Annotated in this window: 18 protein-coding genes and 2 pseudogenes; 7 read left to right on the top strand and 13 right to left on the bottom strand. The window is 71.3% G+C overall.

The genetic code is table 11. The features are described 5' to 3' along the window. The 7 genes and pseudogenes from ACTWQE_RS07270 to ACTWQE_RS07240 all read right to left on the bottom strand — a co-directional run. A partial coding sequence (locus tag ACTWQE_RS07270; RefSeq protein WP_443327975.1) for an ATP-binding cassette domain-containing protein occupies positions 1-331 on the bottom strand: 331 nt, incomplete at its 3' end. Beyond that, positions 324-1,259 carry an ABC transporter permease gene (locus ACTWQE_RS07265; RefSeq protein ID WP_443327974.1) on the bottom strand — a complete coding sequence of 312 codons (936 nt, stop codon included), beginning with the start codon at positions 1,257-1,259 and terminating at the stop codon, positions 324-326. The genes ACTWQE_RS07265 and ACTWQE_RS07270, both read right to left, overlap by 8 nt. Before the next feature lie 103 nt (positions 1,260-1,362). Then, positions 1,363-2,295, bottom strand: a complete 933-nt coding sequence (locus ACTWQE_RS07260) for a glycosyltransferase family 2 protein (protein ID WP_443327973.1) — start codon at positions 2,293-2,295, stop codon at positions 1,363-1,365. Continuing rightward, positions 2,292-3,077 (bottom strand): CDP-alcohol phosphatidyltransferase family protein, encoded by a 786-nt coding sequence (locus ACTWQE_RS07255; protein WP_443327972.1) that lies wholly within the window; start codon positions 3,075-3,077, stop codon positions 2,292-2,294. Before ACTWQE_RS07255 ends, ACTWQE_RS07260 begins: the two co-directional genes overlap by 4 nt. Continuing rightward, the gene (locus tag ACTWQE_RS07250; protein WP_443327971.1) at positions 3,055-4,116 is read right to left on the bottom strand and encodes an iron-containing alcohol dehydrogenase family protein; all 1,062 of its coding nucleotides are present in this window, start codon (positions 4,114-4,116) and stop codon (positions 3,055-3,057) included. The genes ACTWQE_RS07255 and ACTWQE_RS07250 overlap by 23 nt, the downstream gene beginning before the upstream one ends. After that, complete coding sequence (locus tag ACTWQE_RS07245; RefSeq protein WP_443327970.1) at positions 4,104-4,841, bottom strand: phosphocholine cytidylyltransferase family protein; 738 nt, start codon at positions 4,839-4,841, stop codon at positions 4,104-4,106. The genes ACTWQE_RS07250 and ACTWQE_RS07245 overlap by 13 nt, the downstream gene beginning before the upstream one ends. After that, positions 4,838-6,715, bottom strand: a pseudogene (locus ACTWQE_RS07240) (DUF5941 domain-containing protein). The gene ACTWQE_RS07245 and the pseudogene ACTWQE_RS07240 overlap by 4 nt, the downstream one beginning before the upstream one ends. A gap of 382 nt (positions 6,716-7,097) precedes the next feature. Here ACTWQE_RS07240 and galE point away from each other — a divergent pair. The 3 genes from galE to idi all read left to right on the top strand — a co-directional run bounded on the left by galE (position 7,098) and on the right by idi (position 10,049). Next, a complete protein-coding gene (gene galE / locus ACTWQE_RS07235; protein WP_443327969.1) occupies positions 7,098-8,084 on the top strand; it encodes a UDP-glucose 4-epimerase GalE in 987 nt (328 codons plus the stop codon). 258 nt (positions 8,085-8,342) lie between these two features. Further along, entirely contained in the window at positions 8,343-9,287 is a 945-nt protein-coding gene (locus tag ACTWQE_RS07230; protein WP_443327982.1) for a cation diffusion facilitator family transporter, read from the top strand. 168 nt (positions 9,288-9,455) lie between these two features. Next, complete coding sequence (idi, locus tag ACTWQE_RS07225; RefSeq protein WP_443327968.1) at positions 9,456-10,049, top strand: isopentenyl-diphosphate Delta-isomerase; 594 nt, start codon at positions 9,456-9,458, stop codon at positions 10,047-10,049. Between the two features lie 293 nt (positions 10,050-10,342). Here the strand turns inward: idi and ACTWQE_RS07220 are convergent, their stop codons facing one another. Beyond that, on the bottom strand, positions 10,343-10,858 hold the full coding sequence (locus ACTWQE_RS07220; RefSeq protein WP_443327967.1) for an ATP-binding protein: 516 nt from the start codon (positions 10,856-10,858) through the stop codon (positions 10,343-10,345). A 362-nt stretch (positions 10,859-11,220) separates the two neighbouring features. Between ACTWQE_RS07220 and ACTWQE_RS07215 the strand changes: the two genes are divergently transcribed. Then, positions 11,221-11,970 carry an enoyl-CoA hydratase/isomerase family protein gene (locus tag ACTWQE_RS07215; protein WP_443327966.1) on the top strand — a complete coding sequence of 250 codons (750 nt, stop codon included), beginning with the start codon at positions 11,221-11,223 and terminating at the stop codon, positions 11,968-11,970. Between the two features lie 3 nt (positions 11,971-11,973). Here the strand turns inward: ACTWQE_RS07215 and ACTWQE_RS07210 are convergent, their stop codons facing one another. Both ACTWQE_RS07210 and ACTWQE_RS07205 read right to left on the bottom strand, forming a co-directional pair. Continuing rightward, entirely contained in the window at positions 11,974-12,105 is a 132-nt protein-coding gene (locus tag ACTWQE_RS07210; RefSeq protein WP_443327965.1) for a hypothetical protein, read from the bottom strand. Positions 12,106-12,206: 101 nt separating this feature from the next. After that, positions 12,207-12,383 (bottom strand): annotated as a pseudogene (locus tag ACTWQE_RS07205) (DJ-1/PfpI family protein); the annotation flags it as partial. 237 nt (positions 12,384-12,620) lie between these two features. Here ACTWQE_RS07205 and ACTWQE_RS07200 point away from each other — a divergent pair. From ACTWQE_RS07200 to ACTWQE_RS07190, 3 genes are all read left to right on the top strand, one after another. Continuing rightward, positions 12,621-13,487, top strand: coding sequence for an SCO6745 family protein (locus ACTWQE_RS07200; RefSeq protein ID WP_443327964.1), 867 nt, complete (start codon positions 12,621-12,623; stop codon positions 13,485-13,487). A 95-nt stretch (positions 13,488-13,582) separates the two neighbouring features. Then, the gene (locus ACTWQE_RS07195; protein ID WP_443327963.1) at positions 13,583-13,717 is read left to right on the top strand and encodes an LPFR motif small protein; all 135 of its coding nucleotides are present in this window, start codon (positions 13,583-13,585) and stop codon (positions 13,715-13,717) included. A 217-nt stretch (positions 13,718-13,934) separates the two neighbouring features. Beyond that, positions 13,935-16,340, top strand: a complete 2,406-nt coding sequence (locus tag ACTWQE_RS07190; protein WP_443327962.1) for a Tex family protein — start codon at positions 13,935-13,937, stop codon at positions 16,338-16,340. 319 nt (positions 16,341-16,659) lie between these two features. Here the strand turns inward: ACTWQE_RS07190 and ACTWQE_RS07185 are convergent, their stop codons facing one another. The 3 genes from ACTWQE_RS07185 to ACTWQE_RS07175 all read right to left on the bottom strand — a co-directional run bounded on the left by ACTWQE_RS07185 (position 16,660) and on the right by ACTWQE_RS07175 (position 21,333). Then, positions 16,660-18,297 carry an ABC-F family ATP-binding cassette domain-containing protein gene (locus ACTWQE_RS07185; protein WP_443327961.1) on the bottom strand — a complete coding sequence of 546 codons (1,638 nt, stop codon included), beginning with the start codon at positions 18,295-18,297 and terminating at the stop codon, positions 16,660-16,662. Between the two features lie 77 nt (positions 18,298-18,374). Further along, positions 18,375-19,400, bottom strand: a complete 1,026-nt coding sequence (locus tag ACTWQE_RS07180) for an oxidoreductase (RefSeq protein ID WP_443327960.1) — start codon at positions 19,398-19,400, stop codon at positions 18,375-18,377. A gap of 211 nt (positions 19,401-19,611) precedes the next feature. Next, positions 19,612-21,333, bottom strand: a complete 1,722-nt coding sequence (locus ACTWQE_RS07175) for a BCCT family transporter (RefSeq protein ID WP_443327959.1) — start codon at positions 21,331-21,333, stop codon at positions 19,612-19,614. Positions 21,334-21,345 lie beyond the last annotated feature (12 nt).

The following is a 21,345-nucleotide window of genomic DNA, read 5'->3' as shown; positions in this document are numbered from 1 at the left end:
TCACCCCCAGCAGCGAGGGCTGACCATCGGTGTAGACCCTCCCCCGCTCCGCCGGCAGCAACCCCGCGATCGCCCGCAGCAGCGTCGACTTCCCCGAACCGTTCGAACCGATCAGACCGATCGCCTCACCCCGGTACGCCGTGAACGTCACCCCCCGCACCGCATGCACCTCACGCACGCCGGCGGGGCCCTTGCGGCCGATCATGCGGCTGAGGGCGGCGGTCGCGCTGCCCTTGCCGCGGGGACCGCCGTTGACCCGGTAGACGATGTGCAGCTCGTCCGCGATCACGGTGGGCACCCGCGCCTCGGACACACTGATCTGCTCAGCCACGGCCGTACCGCTCCTCAGCCTTCCAGAAGTACACGAACCCCGCGACGGCCGCGAGGACCGCCCAGCCCGCAGCGACGGCCCAGACGTGCGGCGGCAGGTACTCCGAGCCGTACCCGTCGATCATGGCGAACCGGACGAGGTCCATGTAGACGGCGGCCGGGTTCCACTGGAGCACATCGGTGACCCAGCCCGGCACGTTCTTCTCCGCGAGCATGGCAGGGATGCTGAACATCACGCCGGAGGCGTACATCCACGTCCGCAGCACGAACGGCATCAGCTGGGCCAGGTCCGGGGTCTTGCTGCCCAGCCGCGCCATGGCCAGGGCGAGCCCGGTGTTGAACAGGAACTGCAGGGCCAGCGCGGGGACCACCAGCAGCCACGACCACGCGGGGAAACTGCCGAAGGCCACTGCCACGGTCACCAGCACGATCATGGAGAACAGCAGTTGCTGGAGCTGCTGGAGTGCGAAGGAGACGGGCAGTGCGGCGCGTGGGAAGTGCAGCGCTCTGACCAGGCCGAGATTGCCGGAGATCGCACGGACACCGGCCATCACCGAGCTCTGGGTGAAGGTGAAGACGAAGACACCCGTCACCAGGAAGGGGACGAACACCTTCTGCGGAATCCCCTCCTTGGTGCCCAGCAGCAGGCCGAAGATGAAGTAGTAGACCAGCGCGTTGAGCAGCGGCGTCGCCACCTGCCACAGCTGGCCCAGCTTCGCCTGGCTGTACTGCGCGGTCAGCTTGGCCTGTGAGAAGGCCAGGATGAAGTGCCGCCTGCCCCAGAGCTGACGGATGTACTCCACCAGGCCGGGACGGGCCCCGCTCACCGACAGCCCGTACTTCGCGGCGAGCTCGGCCGGGGACAGGCCGCCGTCGGGGGATGGCGGGGCGCTCACCGCGACCGCACCGTCGTGCGTTGTGTCACTCACCAAAGGAAACTTTCGTCTTCAGATGCACAGCCGGATCGGGCGTAGCGGACCTGTGGCGTCTGCCGGGCCCGGAATACGCCCGATGCTCTCAGACACGAGCTTGTCAGATCACAGGAGGTCGGCCCAGTCGGGTCAGCCGCCATACCGTACGCCACTTCATGGGGCGACGGGGACCGCACGGAGTGGTCCAGCCCTCACGGAAGCCGCCGAGCCAGGCGCGCAGCGCGGGACGGGACGGCCGGCGCACCAGCGTGAGCAGCAGCCATACTCCGAGGTAGACGGGGACGATCGGGGCGGGGAGGTTGCGTCGGGCGAGCCAGACGCGGTTCCGGGCGACCATCCGGTGATACACCGCATGCCGGCTGGGAGCGGTGGTCGGGTGGTACAGCACCATGTCGGAGCGGTAGTCGATCATCCAGCCCGCGTCGAGGGCCCGCCAGGCGAGGTCGGTCTCCTCGTGGGCGTAGAAGAAGTCGTCCGGCAACCCGCCGACCTGCTGGATGACGGTCGTACGGACCGCGTTCGCACCGCCGAGGAAGGTGGTGACCCGCGAGGAGCGCATCGGGTCGGAGGCGCGCAGCCGGGGGACGTGCCGGCGCTGGGTGACGCCGGTGTCGGGGTCGGCGATCCGGAAGCTGATGATGCCGAGCTCCGGATCTGCGGCGAAGGCCTCACGGCACAGCTCCGCCGTGTCCACGTTCGGCAGCAGACCGTCGTCGTCGAGGAAGAGCAGGATGTCGACCTCGCCGCCGCCGGGGCCGAAGGCCTCGATACCGACGTTGCGGCCGGCCGGGATGCCCACGTTCTCGGGCAGCTCCACGGTGCGGACGGCCATCGGGAAGCCGGTCAGCTCGGGCAGCGGAGAGCCGTTGCCGACGACGACGACCTCGACCCGGTCGCCGTTCTGCTTGGCGACCGAGTCGAGCAGCGCGCGCAGCTCCTCGGGCCGGTTGCCCATGGTGAGGACGACCGCTCCGACCTTGGCGGGGTACGGGGTGTCTCCCCGGGGAGTCCGGTGCGTCGAGGCGGCCGTCATGTGAGCCTGCTCGAGGCGAGGATCGACACCAGGTGCAGCACCGTCTGCAGCACCGCGATGGCGGCGAGCAGCGCGACGGCGATCCGGGTGAACAGCAGATCGTCCTGGACGAAGTCCGCGATGCCGGCGGCCAGGATCACCAGCGATGCCTCGACGCCGCCGACGAGCCGGTGGAACTTCAGCGCGGCCGCGGCCTTACGGGCCAGGGCCAGGCCGGAGGAGCGGGGCACCGACGCCTCGTCCTTCACGGCCGGGAGGCCGCTGCGCGTACGGGCGACGTCGACCAGGTCCGTCTCCGCCTTGATCAGGATCGCGCCGAGCGCGGCCAGCGTGCCGAGGAAGGCCCACTGCCACTGGGTGGAGGCGCCGTCCCGGTGGAAGATGTCCGCAGCCCGCACACCGAAGCCGACCAGCAGCGCCGCCTCGCTGAGGTAGTGCCCCACCCGGTCGAGGTAGACACCGGTGATCGAGGTCTGCCTGCGCCACCGGGCCAGCTCGCCGTCCACACAGTCGAGCAGCAGATACAGCTGGATCAGCAGCGCGCCGAGCACCGCCCCGGCGAGCCCCGGCACCAGCAGTGCCGCACCGGCCGCGACACCGGCGACGATCATCAGTCCGGTGTACTGGTTGGGCGTGATCCGGGAGTGCACCAGATGCCGGGTGCACCGCAGCGAGATCTCCCGCATGTAGATGCGCCCGGCCCAGTGCTCACCGCTGCGCCGGTCCTTCAGCCCCGAGGGGTGGACGACCGGGCGGAGTTCAGCTAGCGACGGTTTTGGCATAGTCGGCGTATGCGTCCCTGATCTGGTCGATGGACAGGTCCAGGTGCTCGAGGATCGTGTAGCGCCCGGGGCGGGTCTGCGGTGCGTACTCCACCACCTGGACGAACTCGTCCACGCTGAAGCCGATCTCCTCCGGCAGCACGGGCAGACCGTGCCGGTGCAGCACCTCCGCCATCAGGCCGGACTCCTCCGAGGCGCCCCGCAGATGCATGGCGAAGGCGGCGCCGAGGCCGCACTGCTCGCCGTGGCTGGCGGCGCGCTTGGGGAAGAGCAGGTCGAAGGCGTGGTTGATCTCATGGCAGGCGCCGGAGGCCGGACGGCTGTCGCCCGCCACCGACATGGAGATACCGGTGAGGACGAGGCCCTCGGCCAGCACGGTCAGAAAACCGTCGTCGCCGACGCCGCCGGGGTGACGGAGCACGGCCTCGCCGGCCTGGCGTGCCATCGCGGCGGCCAGTCCGTCGATCTGCTCGCCCTTCTCGCGGTTGGCGAGTTCCCAGTCCGCCACCGCCGAGATGTTGGACAGCGCGTCACCGATGCCGGACCGTACGAAGCGGACCGGGGCCTCGCGGATGACATCGAGGTCGATGACCACGGCGATCGGGTTGGGAACGCCGTACGAGCCGCGGCCCGCGTCGTTGTCCAGGGTGGCGACCGGCGAGCAGAGACCGTCGTGCGACAGATTCGTCGCGACGGCGACCAGCGGCAGCCCGATGCGCGCGGCCGCGAACTTCGCACAGTCGATGATCTTGCCGCCCCCCAGCCCCACGACCGCGTCGTAGTGACCGGACTTCATCGCGTCGGCGAGCTTGATCGCGTCGTCCAGCGTGCCGCCGCCCACCTCGTACCAGGTGGCGCCGGGCAGCGCCGGGGCGATCCGCTCGCGGAGCGCGGCCCCGGAGCCACCGCTGATCGCGATGGCAAGCTTTCCCGACGCGGAGATCCGCTGGTCCGCCAGTACGCCCGCGAGATCATCCAGCGCCCCGGCCCGAATGTCGACGACCAGCGGCGAGGGGATGAGCCGGGTCAGTACTGGCACGCGATCTCCCGCCCCTTCGCCAGGTCGTCGTGGTTGTCGATCTCGACCCACTTGAGGTCGCCGATCGGGGCGATGTCGATCGTGAAGCCACGGTTGACGAGCTCCTGGTAGCCGTCCTCGTAGTAGAGGTCGGGGTCCCGCTCGAAGGTGGTCCTCAGCGCGTCGGCCAGCTCCTCGGCGGCCTCTCCCTCGATCAGGGTGACACCGATGTACTCACCGGTGGCCTCGGCCGGGTCCATCAGCTTGGTGATGCGCTGGACGCCCTTCTCCGGGTCCACGATGACCTTCATCTCCTCGTCGGCGAGCTGCTTCACCGTGTCGAGGGCGAGGATGATCTTCCGGCCCTGGCCGCGCTCGGCGAGCAGGGTCTTCTCGACGGAGACCGGGTGCACGGTGTCGCCGTTGGCGAGGATCACGCTGTGCTTGATCGCGTCACGGGCGCACCACAGGGAGTAGGCGTTGTTCCACTCCTCGGCCTTGTCGTTGTCGATCAGCGTCAGCTTGAGGCCGTACTTCTGCTCCAGGGCCTCCTTGCGCGCGTACACGGCCTCCTTGCGGTAGCCGACGACAATGGCGACCTCGGTCAGTCCCACCTCGGCGAAGTTGCCGAGGGTGAGGTCGAGGACGGTGGTGTCGCCATCGACCGGCACCAGTGCCTTGGGCAGGGTGTCGGTGTAGGGGCGCAGACGCCGTCCGGCGCCGGCTGCCAGCACGAGGCCGATCATGCGGGTTCTCCTGATTCGTCGTGTACAGCGGGTGCCCCGGAGGACACCCAGAAGCGGATGCTCTCGATGAGCACCGCCAGCGCCAGGACCCCGGCAAGGGCCGTCAGCGCGATCGTGAAACCTGTGTGGTGCAGCAGGGCGGCGATGATCGTGACCACCAGAACCCGCCCCTCGTGCCCGCCGATCGCCCGCACCAGCCAGTGCGGGGGCGCGCCGGTGCCGCCGCGGATGCGGTACACCGTGTCGTAGTGATGGTAGGCGACGGCAGCCACCAGCCCGAAAGCCGCAGGCAAGGCGCCGTTCACCTCGGAGCGGGCGGCGAGTATCAGGATGGTGGTGTATTCCGCCACGCGGAAGAGGGGCGGCACGAGCCAGTCGAGCGGGCCCGTGAGCGGCCTGGCGACGGCCCGGCCGGCGCAGAGCGCGTAGAGGACGGCGCCGACCACCGCCGGCCGGCTGCCGAACGGCTCGGACAGCACGGCGGCGAGCAGGAACGCCGTGCCGAGCGCGGCCCACAGCGGGGCGGCGTACGGCCGGACCCGTTTCGGGCGGATGGCCGGCCACTCGGCGATCGGGCCGGAGTCGGCGAGGTCGGCCAGGGCCCGGGCGGCGCGGTCGGTCCTCACCGCCTTGCGGGTGAGGGAGCGGAGCACGCGGCCCGCGGTGGTGTAGCAGGCGGCCGCCGCGCAGCCGATCAGCAGGGCGTAGAAGACGATACGCGGGGTGGTCAGGGCCGTGAGAACAGCGATCATCGCCCAGCGTTCGCCGATGGGGAGGACGATCATCCGGCGCAGCCAGACCGTCCAGCCGACGCTGTCGAGCTTGTCGGAGAGGGCGGCGGTGGGGCTGGTGTTCGCGGTCGCGTCGTGGTTCGCCTCGTTGAAGGAGAAGTCCACGACATGGCGGCACGTCTGGAGCACCATCGCGCCGAGGGCGAGCGCCCAGACGTCATCACCGCCGCGGGCCGCGCCGAGGGCGAGACCGGCGTAGTACGCGTACTCCTTGGCACGGTCGAAGGTGGCGTCCAGCCAGGCGCCCATCGTCGAGTACTGCAGCGAGTAGCGGGCCAGCTGCCCGTCGGTGCAGTCCAGGACGAACGAGAACAGCAGCAGCGCCCCGGCCGCCAGGTAACCGCCCCGCTCCCCGGTGGCGGCGCAGCCGGCCGCGATCAGCGCTGTGACGAGGGAGGCGGTGGTGACCTGGTTGGGGGTCAGGCCGCGCCGGGCGCACCAGCGGGCGAGATAGCGGGAGTACGGGCTGATGCAGAACGTCGTGAAGAAGCCGTCGCGGGCCTTCACGGCGGTGCGCAGCCGCACCTGCTCGTCGTCGACGGCGTCGAGGAGGGCCTGGACCTCGGCGCGCTCGGCGCTGCCGGCCGGCACGCGGGCGACGAGGACGCCCAGCTCGGGGCGGTGTACGGACAGGCCCGCGGCGTCCAGCGCGACGGCGAGGCGCTCCGTGCCGGACCCGTCGACGGGAGGAGCGGCCGGCCCGGGACCGGGAGTGGAAGGGGATTCCCCGGAGGTGCCGGTGGAGGCGGTGTGCGCTCCGGGGCCCTAGGTGCCGGCGGCGGCCGCGGCAGCGGAGGCGGCGTTCGCAGCGGAAGCGGCGTTCGCGGCAGCGGAAGCGGGGTCCGGTGCGTCTGCGGCGGCGCGGGCCTCCGGGCGTGGCTCGCGCCCGGCTCTGGCAGCGGCGGCGGGCGCCGCGGCGTGGCCGAGCGCCCGCAGCAGCTGCGGGCGCCCCTCCTGCTGGACGGTGACGGCACCCCCCACCGCGGCGGCGGGGAAGCGGGGGTCGGTCAGCGCCAGCCGCAGGGCATACCGGTGAGCGAGCAGCCGGGGGTCGACCAGAGCGATGCGCTCGGTCGCGGGCAGAGCGGTGACCAGCGCCGTCAGGTCGTCCCCGGCCGCGGCCGCGACCACGGTGAAGCCCAGCGACCGCAGGTCGCCCTCGAGCTGCGACCCGGCGACCGGCGGACCGGTGAGGATGGCGGTCGACAGACGAACTCACTCCTTGGCTGCTGGCATGGCCGCGGCGGGACTCGGGACGCCCGGACAGCGGTCGTTGCGCGCCTCGGCTCCGTCACGGGCGGGCGGCACGTCGGCAGAGGCTATCTGATCCTCGGAAGCGGTCGTTCATCGCCCGTTTACGCCCGCATAAGGCTGTAGAGGTTCGGACGCCGACCGAAGAAGATCCACCTTGAGCATCATGGTCGATCACGGCGGCCGACCACAAACGACGGTTACGCTGCCGCGCATGACATGGCTGATCACCGGTGGAGCCGGTTACATCGGAGCGCACGTGACGCGGGCCATGGCGGACGCCGGGGAGGACGTCGTCGTACTGGACGACCTCACCTCGGGCCGCCCGGAGCGCCTGCCGGACGACATCCCCCTCGTCCGGGGCACGGTGCTGGACCGCGAACTGCTGGACCGTACGTTCGCCGACCACCGGGTCTCCGGAGTGGTGCATCTCGCCGCCCGGAAGCAGGTCGGCGAGTCCGTCGAGCAGCCGCTGCGGTACTACCGCGAGAACGTGCACGGCCTGACCGTGCTCCTGGAGGCCGTGGTCGCCGCCGGGATGAGGCGCTTCGCCTTCTCCTCCTCCGCCGCGGTGTACGGGATGCCGGATGTGGACCTCGTCACGGAGGACACCCCGTGCCTGCCCATGAACCCCTACGGCGAGACCAAGCTCACGGGCGAGTGGCTCGTACGGGCCACCGGCCGCACACATGGCATCGCCACCGCCTGCCTGCGCTACTTCAATGTGGCGGGCGCCGCGGACCCCGGGCTGGCCGACACCGGGGTGTTCAACATCATCCCGATGTACTTCGACGCCCTGACCCGCGGCGAGGCACCGCTGATCTTCGGCGACGACTACCCGACGCCGGACGGCACCTGTATTCGCGACTACATCCACGTCGAGGATCTGGCCGACGCCCACCTCGTGGCGGCCCGGCGGCTGGCGTCCCGGGAGGGCGCGGGCGATCTGACGGTCAACATCGGGACCGGCCGCGGAGTGTCGGTCCGGGAGCTGGCCGATCTGATCGCGGAGGTCACCGGGCGTACGGACCCGGCCCCTCGGGTCGTGGGACGGCGGGCGGGCGATCCCGCCCGGGTGGTCGCCTCCGCCGAGCTGATCTCCAAGGAGCTGGGCTGGACCGCCCGGCACGGAGTACGCGAGATGGTCGAGTCGGCGTGGGAGGGCTGGTGCCTGCGGCACCCGGAGGCGCGTTCCCGCTGACCGTGGGGCGCCACCGGGCGAAGCGCCCCCGCACCGGCCGGTCACCGGAGTGCCCCGCACCCGCCGGTCACCGGAGTGCCGCAGCACCCCGCCGACCATCGGAGTGATGGAAAACAGCAGGTCAGTGCAGTGATAACGGTGTTCAGTGCCGTGTTGCCGGACACCCGGCACCAGTAGTTGACTGTGATCACGACCGGCAACGCCGGTCACGCCGCGTTCAGCGGCGTACAGCTCGCAGGGACCCGGGAGGCAGTCGGTATGGGGGCAGGCCACGACCACGGACATACGCACGCGCCGCCGTCCGGCGCGACGGGCACGGCCGCCGCCGCGTACCGCGGACGGCTGCGGATCGCGCTGGGCCTGACCCTCACCGTGCTCGTCGCGGAGATCGTCGGCACCGTGGTGACCGGCTCGCTGGCGCTGCTCGCCGACGCCGGGCACATGGCGACGGACGCCGTCGGGATCTCGATGGCGCTGCTGGCGATCCACTTCGCCAACCGCCCGCCGAGCGAGCGCCGCACCTTCGGCTACGCCCGCGCCGAGATCCTCGCCGCGCTCGCCAACTGTCTGCTGCTGTTCGGCGTCGGCGGCTACATCCTGTACGAGGCCGTACGCCGGCTGATCACCCCCGCCGAGGTCGATGGCGGGCTGACCGTGGTCTTCGGTCTGGTGGGTCTGGTCGTGAACCTCCTGTCACTGGCCGTCCTCATGCGCGGTCAGCGGGAGAGCATCAATGTGCGCGGGGCGTTCCTCGAGGTGCTGGCCGACGCGCTGGGCTCGCTGGCCGTCATCCTCTCGGCGGCGGTCATCACGGCGACGGGCTGGCGCCAGGCGGACCCCATCGCCTCACTGGCGATCGGCCTGATGATCGTCCCGCGGACGTGGAAGCTGCTGCGCGAAGCGCTGGACGTGCTGCTGGAGTCGGCACCGAAGGATGTGGACATGGCCGAGGTCAGGTCGCACATCCTCGGCCTTCCGGGGGTGGAGGGGCTGCACGATCTCCACGCCTGGACGATCACCTCGGGTCTGCCGGTGCTCTCCGCGCACGTGGTCGTGGACCAGGAGGCCCTGGACGCGGCCGGGCACGAGAAGCTGTTGCACGATCTTCAGGGATGCCTGGGCGAGCACTTCGACGTGGAGCACTGCACCTTCCAGCTGGAGCCGTCGGGACACGCCGTACACGAGGCGAAGCTGTGCCACTGAGGGCGGCGCGGATCCGGCCTGTCGGGGGCAGGTCACCGACCGGTTGCCCGCGGTACGGCCCCGTTCGGCCTATGAACCGTCGCTCAGCCTGACATGCGGTGCGCGCAGCGGAACCGCACCCGATTTGTACGGCAGACTTGAGCTTCGTAGCCCAACCGAAGGATGACCATGCCGACCACACCAGCCTCCCCGGCGGACATCTCGCCGAACGGCGTCGCAGCACCGATCATGCTCGAACTGGTCGATGAGAACGGCGCGACGATCGGCACTTCGGAGAAGCTCTCCGCCCATCTGCCGCCCGGCCGGCTGCACCGGGCTTTCTCGGTCTTCCTCTTCGACGCCTCGGGCCGTCTGCTCATCCAGCGGCGGGCGCTGGGCAAGTACCACTCCCCCGGCGTGTGGTCCAACACCTGCTGCGGCCACCCCTACCCGGGTGAGGCCCCCTTCACCGCCGCCGCCCGGCGTACGGCCGAGGAGCTGCGGGTGTCACCGTCGCTGCTGTGCGCGGCCGGCACGGTCCGCTACAACCACCCGGACCCGGCGTCGGGCCTGGTGGAGCAGGAGTACAACCATCTGTTCGTGGGTCTCGTACAGAGCGAGCCGAAGCCCGATCCGGAGGAGGTCGGCGAGACCGCCTTCGTGACCGCCGCGGAGCTGGCGGAGCTGCACGAGGACCGCCCCTTCTCGGCGTGGTTCATGACCGTGCTGGACGCCGCGCGACCGGCGATCAGGGAGCTGACCGGGCCGTCGGCGGGCTGGTGAACGCCGGGTCCCGGCGACTCCGCGGCAGGGGCCACGGGGGGGGTGGGGGCACTGCGGCGAGGTGAGACCGGGCCACGGCAGGGCCTCGGACCTGCGGCGCGGGAGAGGGCCCCACGGCAAGGGCAGGGCAAGGAGCAAGGGGGCTGAGGCCCACGACAACGGGCCAGGGCCTGCGCGCGGCCAGGACAACGGGCCAGGGCCTGCGCGCAAGGGGCTGATGCCCAGGGCTTACGCGCAAGGGGCTGAGGCCCCGTCCAACGGGCCGGGGCAGACATGCGGCGCGATACGGGGTCCTACGGCGAGGGGGAGCGCAGGACCCCCAGCGGGAGCGCCGCCCACACCACCTTTCCGCCGTTCGCCGTGCGTTCGGCGTCGCACACCCCGCCCGCCTCGGCCGTGACCGCCTTGACGAGCAGCAGTCCGCGGCCGCCCGTCTGGCCCTGGTCCGCCACCAGCGCCTTCGGTCGGTACGGGTGGTTGTCCTCGACCGCCACGCGCACCCAGCCGGCGCCGACGGAGACCTCCACCGCGACCTCCGGGGAGAGCAGCGCCGCATGCCGTACGGCGTTGGTGACCAGCTCGGAGACGATCAGCAGCAGGCCCTGGACAACATCGTCCTGGACGGGGACCCGCTGGTTCCGCAGCAGGTCGCGCACGGCGTGCCGGGCCTGCGGGACCGACGATTCCAGAGCCGGTGCGGTGAAGCGCCAGACCCCTTCGTAGGGCCGCCGGGTGCCCGGTCCGTCCGCGACGGGGGTTCTGGATGCGGCCTGTCCCGGGTCGTTCGGGACGCTCCCGCGGATCTCCATGTCCGGCACCCACTCTCAGGCCACGATCCCCGCAGCTCCGCCGTCGCACCCGCGGCGCTCTTCGCCGGGCGACGGACGAGTCCGCCTCACAGGTCGAGTGTTGGGAACGGGTTGGTCCGTACCGGTCCGCTGACAGGAAGTCACCAAGTATCGACGGAAACTGCCCGCGTGCGTATGCCCGGGTCAGTTGTGCGACTGCTCCTGTCCGTCCTGTTCCGCCTTCACGCACCAGTCGGTTTGTCAGCGCCCGTCCCGACGATCCGCCCGGCGGCCTGCCTCTGCCCTCGTACGCGGGGCCATGCGCCCCCCGTGGCACACCGCTCCTCATCACCGGTCCGGGCCGTCCGGATAGCATCCGGCGCATGGAGCCAGGACTGCAGCTGGACCTCGCCGACGGTGTCGCGACGGTCGTCATACACCACCCCGCCAAGCGCAACGCCATGACCACGGCCATGTGGCGGCAACTGCCCCGCCTGCTCGAGCGGCTCTCGGACGACCCGGAGGTACGGGCGCTGGTGCTGACCGGCGCCGGGGACACCTTCTGCGCGGGCGCGGACATCGGCTCCCTGCGGCAGTCGTCGGACGAGTCGCAGGGCCTCGCCGTGGCCGCCGAGGAAGCCCTGGCCGCCTTCCCCAAGCCGACGCTGGCCGCGGTCCGCGGCTACTGTGTGGGCGGCGGCTGCCAGCTCGCCGTCGCCTGCGACCTGCGGTTCGCCGCCGAGGGCTCGTCCTTCGGCGTGACCCCGGCCAAGCTCGGCATCATCTATCCCGCGCCCTCCACCCGGCGGCTGACCGCCCTCGTCGGACCGTCCACCGCCAAGTACCTGCTGTTCTCGGCGGAGTTGATCGACGCGGAGCGGGCCCTGCGGACAGGCCTGGTGGACGAGTTGCTGCCGCCGGACGGTCTGGACAAGCGGGTGGCCGAGTTCGCGCGGACCCTGGCGTCGCGGTCGCTGCTCACCCAGGCGGCGGCCAAGGAGTTCACCGGCGGGCCCGTGGGGCCGGAGCGGGTGGCGCACTGGGCGGAGCAGGCGCGCGGCAGCGGTGACACCGAGGAGGGCGTCACCGCCTTCCTCGAGCGTCGTACCCCGCGTTTCACCTGGCGGGGGTGATCACTACCCCCGCAGCACGAAACGGCTGCGGGAGCGCAGCGCCTCGACGGCCTCCGGCGGCGCGGTGCCGGGCGACCCCGCGCTGTACGGCGGCTGCGGAGCGTACTCGTGGCCCAGCTGGATCGACTGGGCCACGGTGTCCCCGGCAACCGCCCGGCCGGCGCGAGGGACATGCCGACACCCGCCGACGCCCCTGCCGAGGTGACGTACTTCCCGTCGACGACGAAGCGTTCCCGCACCGGCTCGACGCCCGGCGCGGGAGGCTGGTCCGCCGCCGGCCAGTGCGAGGTGGCACGGCGGCCCTTCAGCAGTCCGGCGGCGGCCAGGACCAGGGAGCCGGTGCACACCGACGCGGTCCAGGCGGTGCCCGTGTCCACCGTCCGCAGCCACGCGTGGACCGGACCGTCCTCCATGAGCGCCGTCTGCCCGGGCCGCCGGGCACGAGTACGACGCCGGGGCACACCGGCCGGGGACGCGTCGGCGACGAGCCCCGGGCTGCCCGTCGGCGCACCGGTCCTCGCCGCCCGTCCGCCCGTCCGGACTCGGACTTTCAGGACCTCTCCGACCTCGCATCATGCGGACTTCACCCGCCATGACGGGTATCTGCGACCTGGCTACAAGCGGCTGCTACTTGTGGGTAACGTGCATCCATGAGTACTTCACTGCCCGCGCGCGCGGGGCGCCGCTGTCACAACGCCCTCAACCTCCTGCACTCCGCGGTCTACTTCTCCCCCGACCTCGGCACGGAGCTGGGATCCCTCGGCCTCGGCCATCCCTCCGACGTCTACTTCGCGTCGCGGGCCGCCGCGATGGGTCCGGTGGGCGCCGCCGTCGTCACCTCCACCTTCTACAACTTCAACCACGAACTCGTGGGCCGGCACGTCCCGCAGATCTGGCGGACCGCCGAGCCCGAGGCGGTCCTCACCGCCCGGATGAGGGCCGTCGACACGACCCTGCGCCGGCTGCTCGGCGACGAGGCGGTCGCGTCCGCGGAGATGGCGGAGTCCGCCGAGCTGGCACTGCGCGCGGTCGAGGCGTGTACCCGTCCCGCCCGGCCCCTGTACGCGGCCCACGCCGACCTCCCCGTGCCCGAGCAGCCGCACCTCGCGTTCTGGCACGCGGCGACACTGCTGCGCGAGCACCGTGGCGACGGCCATATCGTCGTCCTCATGGCTGCCGAGCTGGATGCTCTGGAGGCGATCGTCAGCCACTCCGCGAGCGGCAAGGGCCAGGCCGCGAAGTGGCTGCTGCGCACCCGTGGTTGGAGCCAGGACGACTGGACCGCCGCCGAGGACCGGCTGCGCGAGCGCGGACTGATGGACGCGGAAGGCGGGTTGAGCGAGACCGGAACCGAACTGCGCCGACAGCTCGAGACGGACACCGACCGCCTCGACCGCGCCCCGTACGAACACCTCGGAGAGGCCGGGGTCGCGCGCCTCACCGAGCTGGCGAATGGCTGGCTGACGACCGCCTTCGCCGCCGGCGCCTTCCCGGCGGACCTCTTCGGCCAGGCCTGACGCCGCGGACGGCCGGAAGGGCGAGAACGTTTGCGGCAGCACTGCGCGGCAACCCGCGTGACACGGCATTTCCACAACGACTTCTGGAGGAGCTCGTGTTCCGCGCCATCGCAGATGTCCTTCGCGCCATCGGCGGCACCCTCGCGGCCGTGGTGACGCTTCCCTTCCGCGCCGTCGCCCGGCTGTTCGGCGGCGTGTCCGACTCCGCGGGCCGGTCGCGGCGCGTCTGAGCCACGACGGGCCGGTTCACCGGTCGCGTCCGACACCGCGGATGAGCGGCGTCCGAGAAGAGGCGTCCGACGCGGACGCCCGATGACGGCGTCCGAAGGGGCGCCCGACGAGGGGCGGAACCGCGCCCCGGCCGCGCCCGAGCCACGTCTGAGGCCGCTTGTCGGGGCCACCTGCCACAATGCAGGCACAAGCGCAACGACAAGGCGGAACGAGATCGTGACGACGTCGATCGAGAGCAGGATCGCCGAGGAGCTCGGCGTACGGGAGCGGCAGGTGAAGGCAGCCGTCGAGCTGCTCGACGGTGGATCGACCGTGCCCTTCATCGCGCGTTACCGCAAGGAAGCCACCGAGATGCTCGACGATGCGCAGCTGCGCTCGCTCGAGGAGCGGCTGCGCTATCTGCGGGAGCTGGAGGAGCGCCGCACCGCGATCATCGAGTCGGTGCGTGCACAGGGCAAGCTCGACGAGGCGCTGGAGGCCCAGATCCGGGCCGCGGACTCCAAGGCCCGGCTGGAGGACATCTATCTGCCCTTCAAGCCCAAGCGGCGTACCAAGGCCCAGATCGCCCGGGAGGCAGGTCTCGAGCCTCTGGCCGACGGGCTGCTCGCGGACCCCTCGGTGGAGCCGCAGGCGGCGGCCGCGGCGTTCGTCGACGCCGACAAGGGTGTCTCGGACGCCGCCGCCGCGCTGGAGGGCGCCCGCGCGATCCTCACCGAGCGGTTCGGGGAGGACGCCGACCTCATCGGCGAGCTGCGCGAGCGGATGTGGACGAAGGGACGGATGTCCGCGAAGGTCCGCGAGGGCAAGGAGGAGGCGGGCGCGAAGTTCGCCGACTACTTCGACTTCGCCGAACCCTTCACGGAACTGCCCTCACACCGGGTATTGGCGATGTTCCGCGGGGAGAAGGAGGAGATCCTCGACCTGGTCCTGGAGCCCGAGGAGCCCTCCGACGAGGCCGGGCCCAGCTCGTACGAGCAGGCGATCGCACGCCGCTTCGGGATCGCGGACCGCGGCCGCCCGGCGGACCGTTGGCTCGCGGACACCGTCCGATGGGCCTGGCGTACGCGCGTTCTGGTGCATCTCGGCATCGACCTGCGGCTGCGGCTGCGGCAGGCCGCCGAGGACGAGGCGGTGCGCGTCTTCGCGGCGAACCTCAGGGATCTGCTGCTGGCCGCCCCCGCGGGCAGCCGCGCGACCATGGGCCTCGACCCCGGGTTCCGCACGGGGGTGAAGGTGGCCGTCGTCGACGCCACCGGCAAGGTCGCGGCGACCGAGACGATCTACCCGCACGTGCCACGGCAGAAGTGGGACGAGTCGCTCGCCGCCCTGGCCCGGCTCGCCCGTGAGCACGGCGTCGAGCTCATCGCGATCGGAAACGGCACCGCGTCCCGCGAGACGGACAAGCTCGCGGCCGATCTCATCGCGCGCCAGCCGGAGTTGAAGCTGACGAAGGTGATGGTGTCCGAGGCGGGAGCGTCGGTGTACTCGGCCTCGGCCTTCGCCTCGCAGGAACTGCCCGGCATGGATGTGTCGCTGCGCGGCGCGGTGTCGATCGCCCGCCGGCTCCAGGACCCGCTCGCCGAGCTGGTGAAGATCGACCCGAAGTCGATCGGTGTCGGCCAGTACCAGCACGACCTCTCCGAGGTGAAGCTGTCACGCTCGCTCGACACGGTCGTCGAGGACTGTGTGAACGGCGTCGGGGTGGATGTCAACACCGCCTCCGCGCCACTGCTCGGCCGGGTCTCCGGCATCGGCGCCGGACTCGCCGAGAACATCGTGGCGCACCGCGACGCCCACGGCCCCTTCCGTACGAGGAAGGCGCTCAAGGACGTGGCCCGGCTGGGCCCGAAGGCGTACGAGCAGTGCGCGGGCTTCCTCCGCATCCCCGGCGGAGACGACCCGCTGGACGCGTCGAGCGTGCACCCCGAGGCGTACCCGGTGGTGCGCCGGATGGTGACGTCGGCGGGCGCGGATGTGAAGACGCTGATCGGCAACATGGCGGTGCTGCGCGGGCTGAAGCCCGAGGAGTTCGTGGACGAGTCCTTCGGTCTGCCGACGATCACCGACATCCTGAGGGAGTTGGAGAAGCCGGGGCGTGACCCGCGACCGGCCTTCAGGACCGCGGCCTTCAAGGAAGGCGTGGAGAAGATCGGCGATCTCACGGCGGGGATGATCCTCGAGGGCGTCGTCACGAATGTGGCGGCGTTCGGAGCCTTTGTGGACGTCGGTGTCCACCAGGACGGGCTGGTGCATGTCTCGGCGATGTCCCGGACCTTTGTGAAGGACCCGCGGGATGTGGTGAAGCCGGGCGACATCGTGCGGGTGAAGGTCCAGGAAGTGGACATCCCGCGCAAGCGGATCTCGTTGACGCTGCGGCTGGAGGACGAGGCGCCGTCGGGTGCGGGCAGCGGTCGTACGGGGGGTCGTACGGGCGGCGGGCGCGGTGACCGCGACCGTGGATCCGACCGTAACGGCGGGCGGGGTTCCGACCGTAACGGAGGGCGGGGTGGCGCGAAGCGAGGGGCGCCGCAGCAGCGGCAGGGCGGGCGTGAGGCACCCGCGAACGGTGCGATGGCCGACGCGCTGAGGCGGGCCGGGCTGGTGGATCCCAAGCGGCGCTGAGTTCGGGGAGGGGCGCGGGGCCTGGCCCCCGGGGCCGGGCCTGGGGCCCTCTCGAGTGAACGGCCAGGGGCCGGGCCGCCGTCGGTTACGGCCAGGACCGGGCCCTCCGGGGTCGGCCCCCGGGAACGGGGTGGTCCTGGAACGCCTGGTCACGGGCCCGGCGGCCCACACCTCCGCGGAAGCCTGCGGAACCCCGTCCCTACCGGCCCGTCCCCCCTCACGTCTCGTCCTCGTCCTGGCCGGGCCATTGGGCCCCTGGGCCTCGTGAAGGCGTGCCGGCGTGCCGGAAGCCCTCGGCTCCGGCCGAACGGTGCAGCGATCAGGTTTCGGTGAGCTTGCCGTCAGCCAGTTCCAGGCGGCGAGTGGTGTGCACCGCTTCCAGCATGCGGCGGTCATGTGTGACCAGAAGCAATGTGCCGGAGTAGGTCGCCAGGGCGGATTCGAGTTGCTCGATGGCCGGTAGGTCCAGGTGATTGGTGGGCTCGTCCAGCACCAGGAGGTTGACGCCGCGGCCCTGGAGCAGAGCGAGGGCGGCTCGCGTTCGCTCACCCGGTGAGAGAGTGGCCGCCGGCCGCAGCACATGGGCCGCTTTCAGACCGAACTTGGCCAAAAGGGTACGGATGTCGGCCGGTTCCATCTCGGGCACCGCGGCGCCGAAGGCTTCCATCAGCGGAGCGTCGCCCAGGAAGAGGGCCCGTGCCTGGTCCACCTCGCCCACGACGACGCCGGGCCCGAGGGCCGACCTGCCCGCGTCGAGCGGGACCCGGCCCAGGAGGGCGGCGAGCAGGGTGGATTTGCCCGAGCCGTTGGCTCCGGTGATCGCCACCCGGTCGGACCGGTCGATCCGCAGATCGACCGGTCCGAGGGTGAAGGAGCCACGCTGCTTCACCGCCCCGGTGAGCGTGGCCACGATCTCCCCGGAGCGGGGCGCGGAGGCGATCTCCATGCGGAGTTCCCACTCCTTGCGCGGCTCCTCGACCGTATCCAGCCGCTCGATCAGACGCTGTGTCTGGCGTACCTTGGCGGCCTGCTTCTCGCTCGCGTCGGAACGGAACTTCCGGCCGATCTTGTCGTTGTCCCCCGCCTTGCGCCGGGCGTTCTTGACCCCCTTGTCCATCCAGCCGCGTTGCATCCGGGCGCGGGACTCCAGAGCTGCTCGGGTGTCGGCGTACGCGTCGTACTCCTGGCGGGCGTGGCGGCGGGCGACCTCGCGCTCCTCCCGATAGGCCGCGTAGCCGCCGCCGTACGTGTTGACCTGCTGCTGGGCGAGGTCCAGTTCGAGCACCCTGGTGACGGTACGGGTCAGGAACTCCCGGTCGTGGCTCACGAGGACGGTCCCCGCCCGCAGCCCGGTGACGAAGTCCTCCAGCCGCTCCAGGCCATCGAGGTCCAGGTCGTTGGTCGGTTCGTCGAGCAGGAAGACGTCGTAGCGGCTGAGGAGCAGGGACGCGAGGCCGGCGCGGGCGGCCTGGCCCCCGGAGAGCGCGGTCATCGGCCGGTCGAGCCCGACGGTGAGGCCGAGGCTCTCCACGACCTCCTCGGCACGCTCGTCCAGGTCGGCGCCGCCGAGCCCGAGCCAGCGCTCCAGCCCGGTGGCGTACGCGTCGTCGGCGCCGGGCGCGCCGTCGACCAGGGCCTGGGTGGCCGTGTCGAGGGTGCGCTGTGCCGCGGCCACGCCGGTGCGGCGGGCGAGGAAGTCCCGTACGGTCTCCCCCGGCCGCCGTTCGGGCTCCTGGGGCAGATAGCCGACGGTGGCGGTCGGCGGGCTGAGCCGCAGGGAGCCGTGGTCGGGGGTGTCGAGTCCGGCGAGCAGGCGGAGCAGCGTCGACTTTCCGGCGCCGTTGACGCCCACGAGACCGATCACATCGCCGGGGGCGACGACCACATCGAGCCCGGAGAAGAGCGAGCGGTCGCCGTGTCCGGCGGCGAGGTCCTTGGCGACGAGGGTGGCAGTCATCAAGGCCAGATTTTACGGCCTGGTGCCCGCCCGGCCTCCCGGCGCCCGGCGGGGCGGACTCCCCGCCGGTACGGCGCTCAGGACGGTACCGGTGTCACCAGGACTCCCCCCGTGGTGCGGGCCACCACGAAGGACCTGCCCTTCACCAGCGTGCCGTCGGCCTCGATCACATGGCGGCCCTGCTCCAGCTGTCCGTCGAGGAGTTCGTCGGTGTGCGCACGGGAGAGCCGGTCGAGGCGGTGGGCGACGAGCTGGACCCGGCAGGCCGAGGCCACCTCGACGGTGATTCCGCCCTCTTCGGCGGAGAGCGCGGTCAGCCCCCGGCCGGACGGGCAGGGGTTCAGCGCCTCCTCTATCTGCGCGACGAGCACGGGGACGAGAGGGGCGAGACCTTCGACGAAGACGGCGTCGCAGCCCGCGGCCTGGAAGGCTCGGCGCACCGCGGCGCGCTCCCGTGCGTCCACCGAGTCGCCGAAGGCCACGGCACCGTACCGGCGCAGCTCATCTGAGTGCGCACCGGCCGCGTCCCGGGTGATCTCCGCGCCGATACCGATGGTGCGCAGCGCGGCGGCGAGCTTGGCGAGCAGGGCCACGCGCCGGCCGACGAGCAGCACACGGCGGGCGGGCGCGGGCTCGCCGTCGAGGAGCAACCGCTCCAGCGCGGCCCGGTATTGGCCGGCGCGGAAGCGGAACGGCCCCAGTCCCGGGTAGCCGTTGCGGGCGAGGTCGGGCACGTCGTCGGTCTGCCAGGCGAAGTCCCGCCATACGATGTCAGGGCCGTCCCGCTCGATCACCGCGGTCACCACGCCGCACTCCAGGCCCTCGCACTCCGGGCAGCCGTAGAGGACGTACCGGCCCCCCGGCAGCGGCGGTTCGGACTCCAGCAGCAGCAGCCGGACGTGCGTGGTGAAGATGGACGGCCCCACGTCCGAGGCGAGCGGTGAGACGGCGTCGAGGTCCGCGAGCCGGAGCAGCAGCGGCCGTCCGTCGACGATGAAGTCCAGGAATTCCCGGTGGACTTGGTAGTCACCGTTGGACAGGACGCCCCCGGCGCGCGTCGCGGGCGCCAGGCCGAAGGTCGCGTAGGCGTATTCGGCAGACATGTCCTGAGTATCCCCGTCCTGGAGGCCTTCCGAGCGCAACCGCGCAGATTGGTCCATATACACGCACAGTCCGGGGCGGAGTATTCTCCTTCCGTTCTTTGTCGCCCAACTACGGGCACCGCGGGGCGGGTTCGGCCACAGCGGTGGGGCTGCTCGTGGCACGCGCGAGGCCACGGAGCGGACGCCGTCCGCCGCTCCGTCGCCTCGCCGGTCAGCGCTCGGCCGGCTGTCTGTCCTCGCCGTCCTCGGTGGAGGGGCCGATCCGCAGCTCGAAGTCGCCGCCGAACTGCTCATGCCCGGCGATGACCGCTGTCTCCACGGCCTCCTCGCCCTGCTCCCCCCGTACGATCAGCGGGTCCCGGCGCAGATCTCGCATCAGGGCCACACAGAGCCCCACCATGACCAGGGTGAAGGGCGCCGCGACAAGGATCGTGAGGTTCTGCAGTCCGGTGAGCGCATCGTCCTGGCCGCCGCCGATCAGCAGCATGATGGCCGCGACCGCACCGGTGACCACACCCCAGAAAACGACGACGGGCCGGGTCGGCTCGAAGGAACCCCGCTGGGAGAGCGTCCCCATCACGATGGACGCGGCATCTGCTCCGGAGACGAAGAATATTCCGACGAGGACCATCACGATGATGCTCATCAGGGTGGCGGCCGGGTACTGCTGGAGCACGCCGAACAGTTGGCCCTCGGGCGTCGACTCGCCCTTGAGCTTCCCCATCTCCTGCAGCTTTATGGCCGAGCCGCCGAAGATGGCGAACCACAGCAGGCTGACCGCGCTGGGCACCAGGATCACCCCGCCGACGAACTGGCGGATCGTACGGCCGCGACTGATCCGCGCGATGAACATCCCGACGAACGGCGTCCAGGAGATCCACCAGGCCCAGTAGAAGACGGTCCAGCTCGACAGCCAGTCGGCGACGCCCTTCCCGCTGGAGGCCTCGGTACGGCCGATGAGTTGCGGCAGTTCCCCGAGGTAGGTCCCCACGGTGGTGGGCAGCAGGTCCAGGATCAGGATCGTGGGTCCGGCCACGAACACGAAGGCGGCGAGCACGATCGCCAGGACCATATTGATGTTGGACAGCCACTGGATGCCCTTGGCGACACCGGACACCGCCGAGGCGATGAAGGCCACGGTCAGCACGGCGATGACGGCGACGAGGACGCCCGTGCCGACGTTCTCCGTCCAGTTGAGCTCCTGGATGCCGCTGCCGATCTGCAGAGCGCCCAGACCCAGCGAGGCGGCCGAGCCGAAGAGGGTGGCGAAGATGGCCAGGATGTCGATGATCCGGCCGCCCCAGCCGTTGGCGTGCTCCGTGCCGATCAGGGGCTCGAAGACGGCACTGATCAGCTGCCGGCGGCCTCGGCGGAAGGTGCTGTAGGCGATGGCCAGGCCCACGACCGCGTAGATGGCCCACGGGTGGAGCGTCCAGTGGAAGAGGGTGGTGGCCATCGCGGTGCCCCTGGCCTCGGCCGCGTCCGCCGGATCGGTGCCGGGCGGGGGCGTGACGAAGTGCGAGAGCGGCTCGCTGACCCCGTAGAACATCAGGCCGATGCCCATGCCCGCGCTGAACATCATGGCGACCCAGGACACGGTGCGGAATTCCGGCTGTTCGTTCTCACCCCCCAGGGTGATCCGGCCGTAACGGCTGATGGCGAGCCACAGGGCAAAGACGACGAATCCGGATGCGGCCAGCACAAAGGCCCAGCCCGCGTTGTGCATCAGCCCGTCGAGCAGCGTGCTCGACGCCTTCTCCAGCGTGTCGGTGGCGAGTGCACCCCAGAGGACGAAGGCCAGCGTGAGCGCGGCCGTCACGCCGAACACCGTGCGGTCGGTCCGCGGGCGGCGGGTCTCGTGCGGACTGCCGGGCAGGTGCTTCACCACCACCTGGTCGGCCGCGTCCCCCGTGTCATTCTCTTGGTCCGGCAACGTATCGCCCTT

The organism is Streptomyces sp. 8N706, assembly GCF_052245415.1.
Classification (GTDB): domain Bacteria; phylum Actinomycetota; class Actinomycetes; order Streptomycetales; family Streptomycetaceae; genus Streptomyces.
This window is presented reverse-complemented; position numbering and strand designations above follow the sequence as displayed.

Excerpts from the sequence above, each read along its gene's own strand:
- ACTWQE_RS07260 (WP_443327973.1), bottom strand. The coding sequence starts at position 2,295 with ATGACGGCCGCCTCGACGCACCGGACTCCCCGGGGAGACACCCCGTAC.
- ACTWQE_RS07255 (WP_443327972.1), bottom strand. The coding sequence starts at position 3,077 with ATGCCAAAACCGTCGCTAGCTGAACTCCGCCCGGTCGTCCACCCCTCG.
- ACTWQE_RS07245 (WP_443327970.1), bottom strand. The coding sequence starts at position 4,841 with ATGATCGGCCTCGTGCTGGCAGCCGGCGCCGGACGGCGTCTGCGCCCC.
- galE (WP_443327969.1), top strand. The coding sequence starts at position 7,098 with ATGACATGGCTGATCACCGGTGGAGCCGGTTACATCGGAGCGCACGTG.
- ACTWQE_RS07230 (WP_443327982.1), top strand. The coding sequence starts at position 8,343 with ATGGGGGCAGGCCACGACCACGGACATACGCACGCGCCGCCGTCCGGC.
- idi (WP_443327968.1), top strand. The coding sequence starts at position 9,456 with ATGCCGACCACACCAGCCTCCCCGGCGGACATCTCGCCGAACGGCGTC.
- ACTWQE_RS07220 (WP_443327967.1), bottom strand. The coding sequence starts at position 10,858 with ATGGAGATCCGCGGGAGCGTCCCGAACGACCCGGGACAGGCCGCATCC.
- ACTWQE_RS07215 (WP_443327966.1), top strand. The coding sequence starts at position 11,221 with ATGGAGCCAGGACTGCAGCTGGACCTCGCCGACGGTGTCGCGACGGTC.
- ACTWQE_RS07200 (WP_443327964.1), top strand. The coding sequence starts at position 12,621 with ATGAGTACTTCACTGCCCGCGCGCGCGGGGCGCCGCTGTCACAACGCC.
- ACTWQE_RS07185 (WP_443327961.1), bottom strand. The coding sequence starts at position 18,297 with ATGACTGCCACCCTCGTCGCCAAGGACCTCGCCGCCGGACACGGCGAC.
- ACTWQE_RS07180 (WP_443327960.1), bottom strand. The coding sequence starts at position 19,400 with ATGTCTGCCGAATACGCCTACGCGACCTTCGGCCTGGCGCCCGCGACG.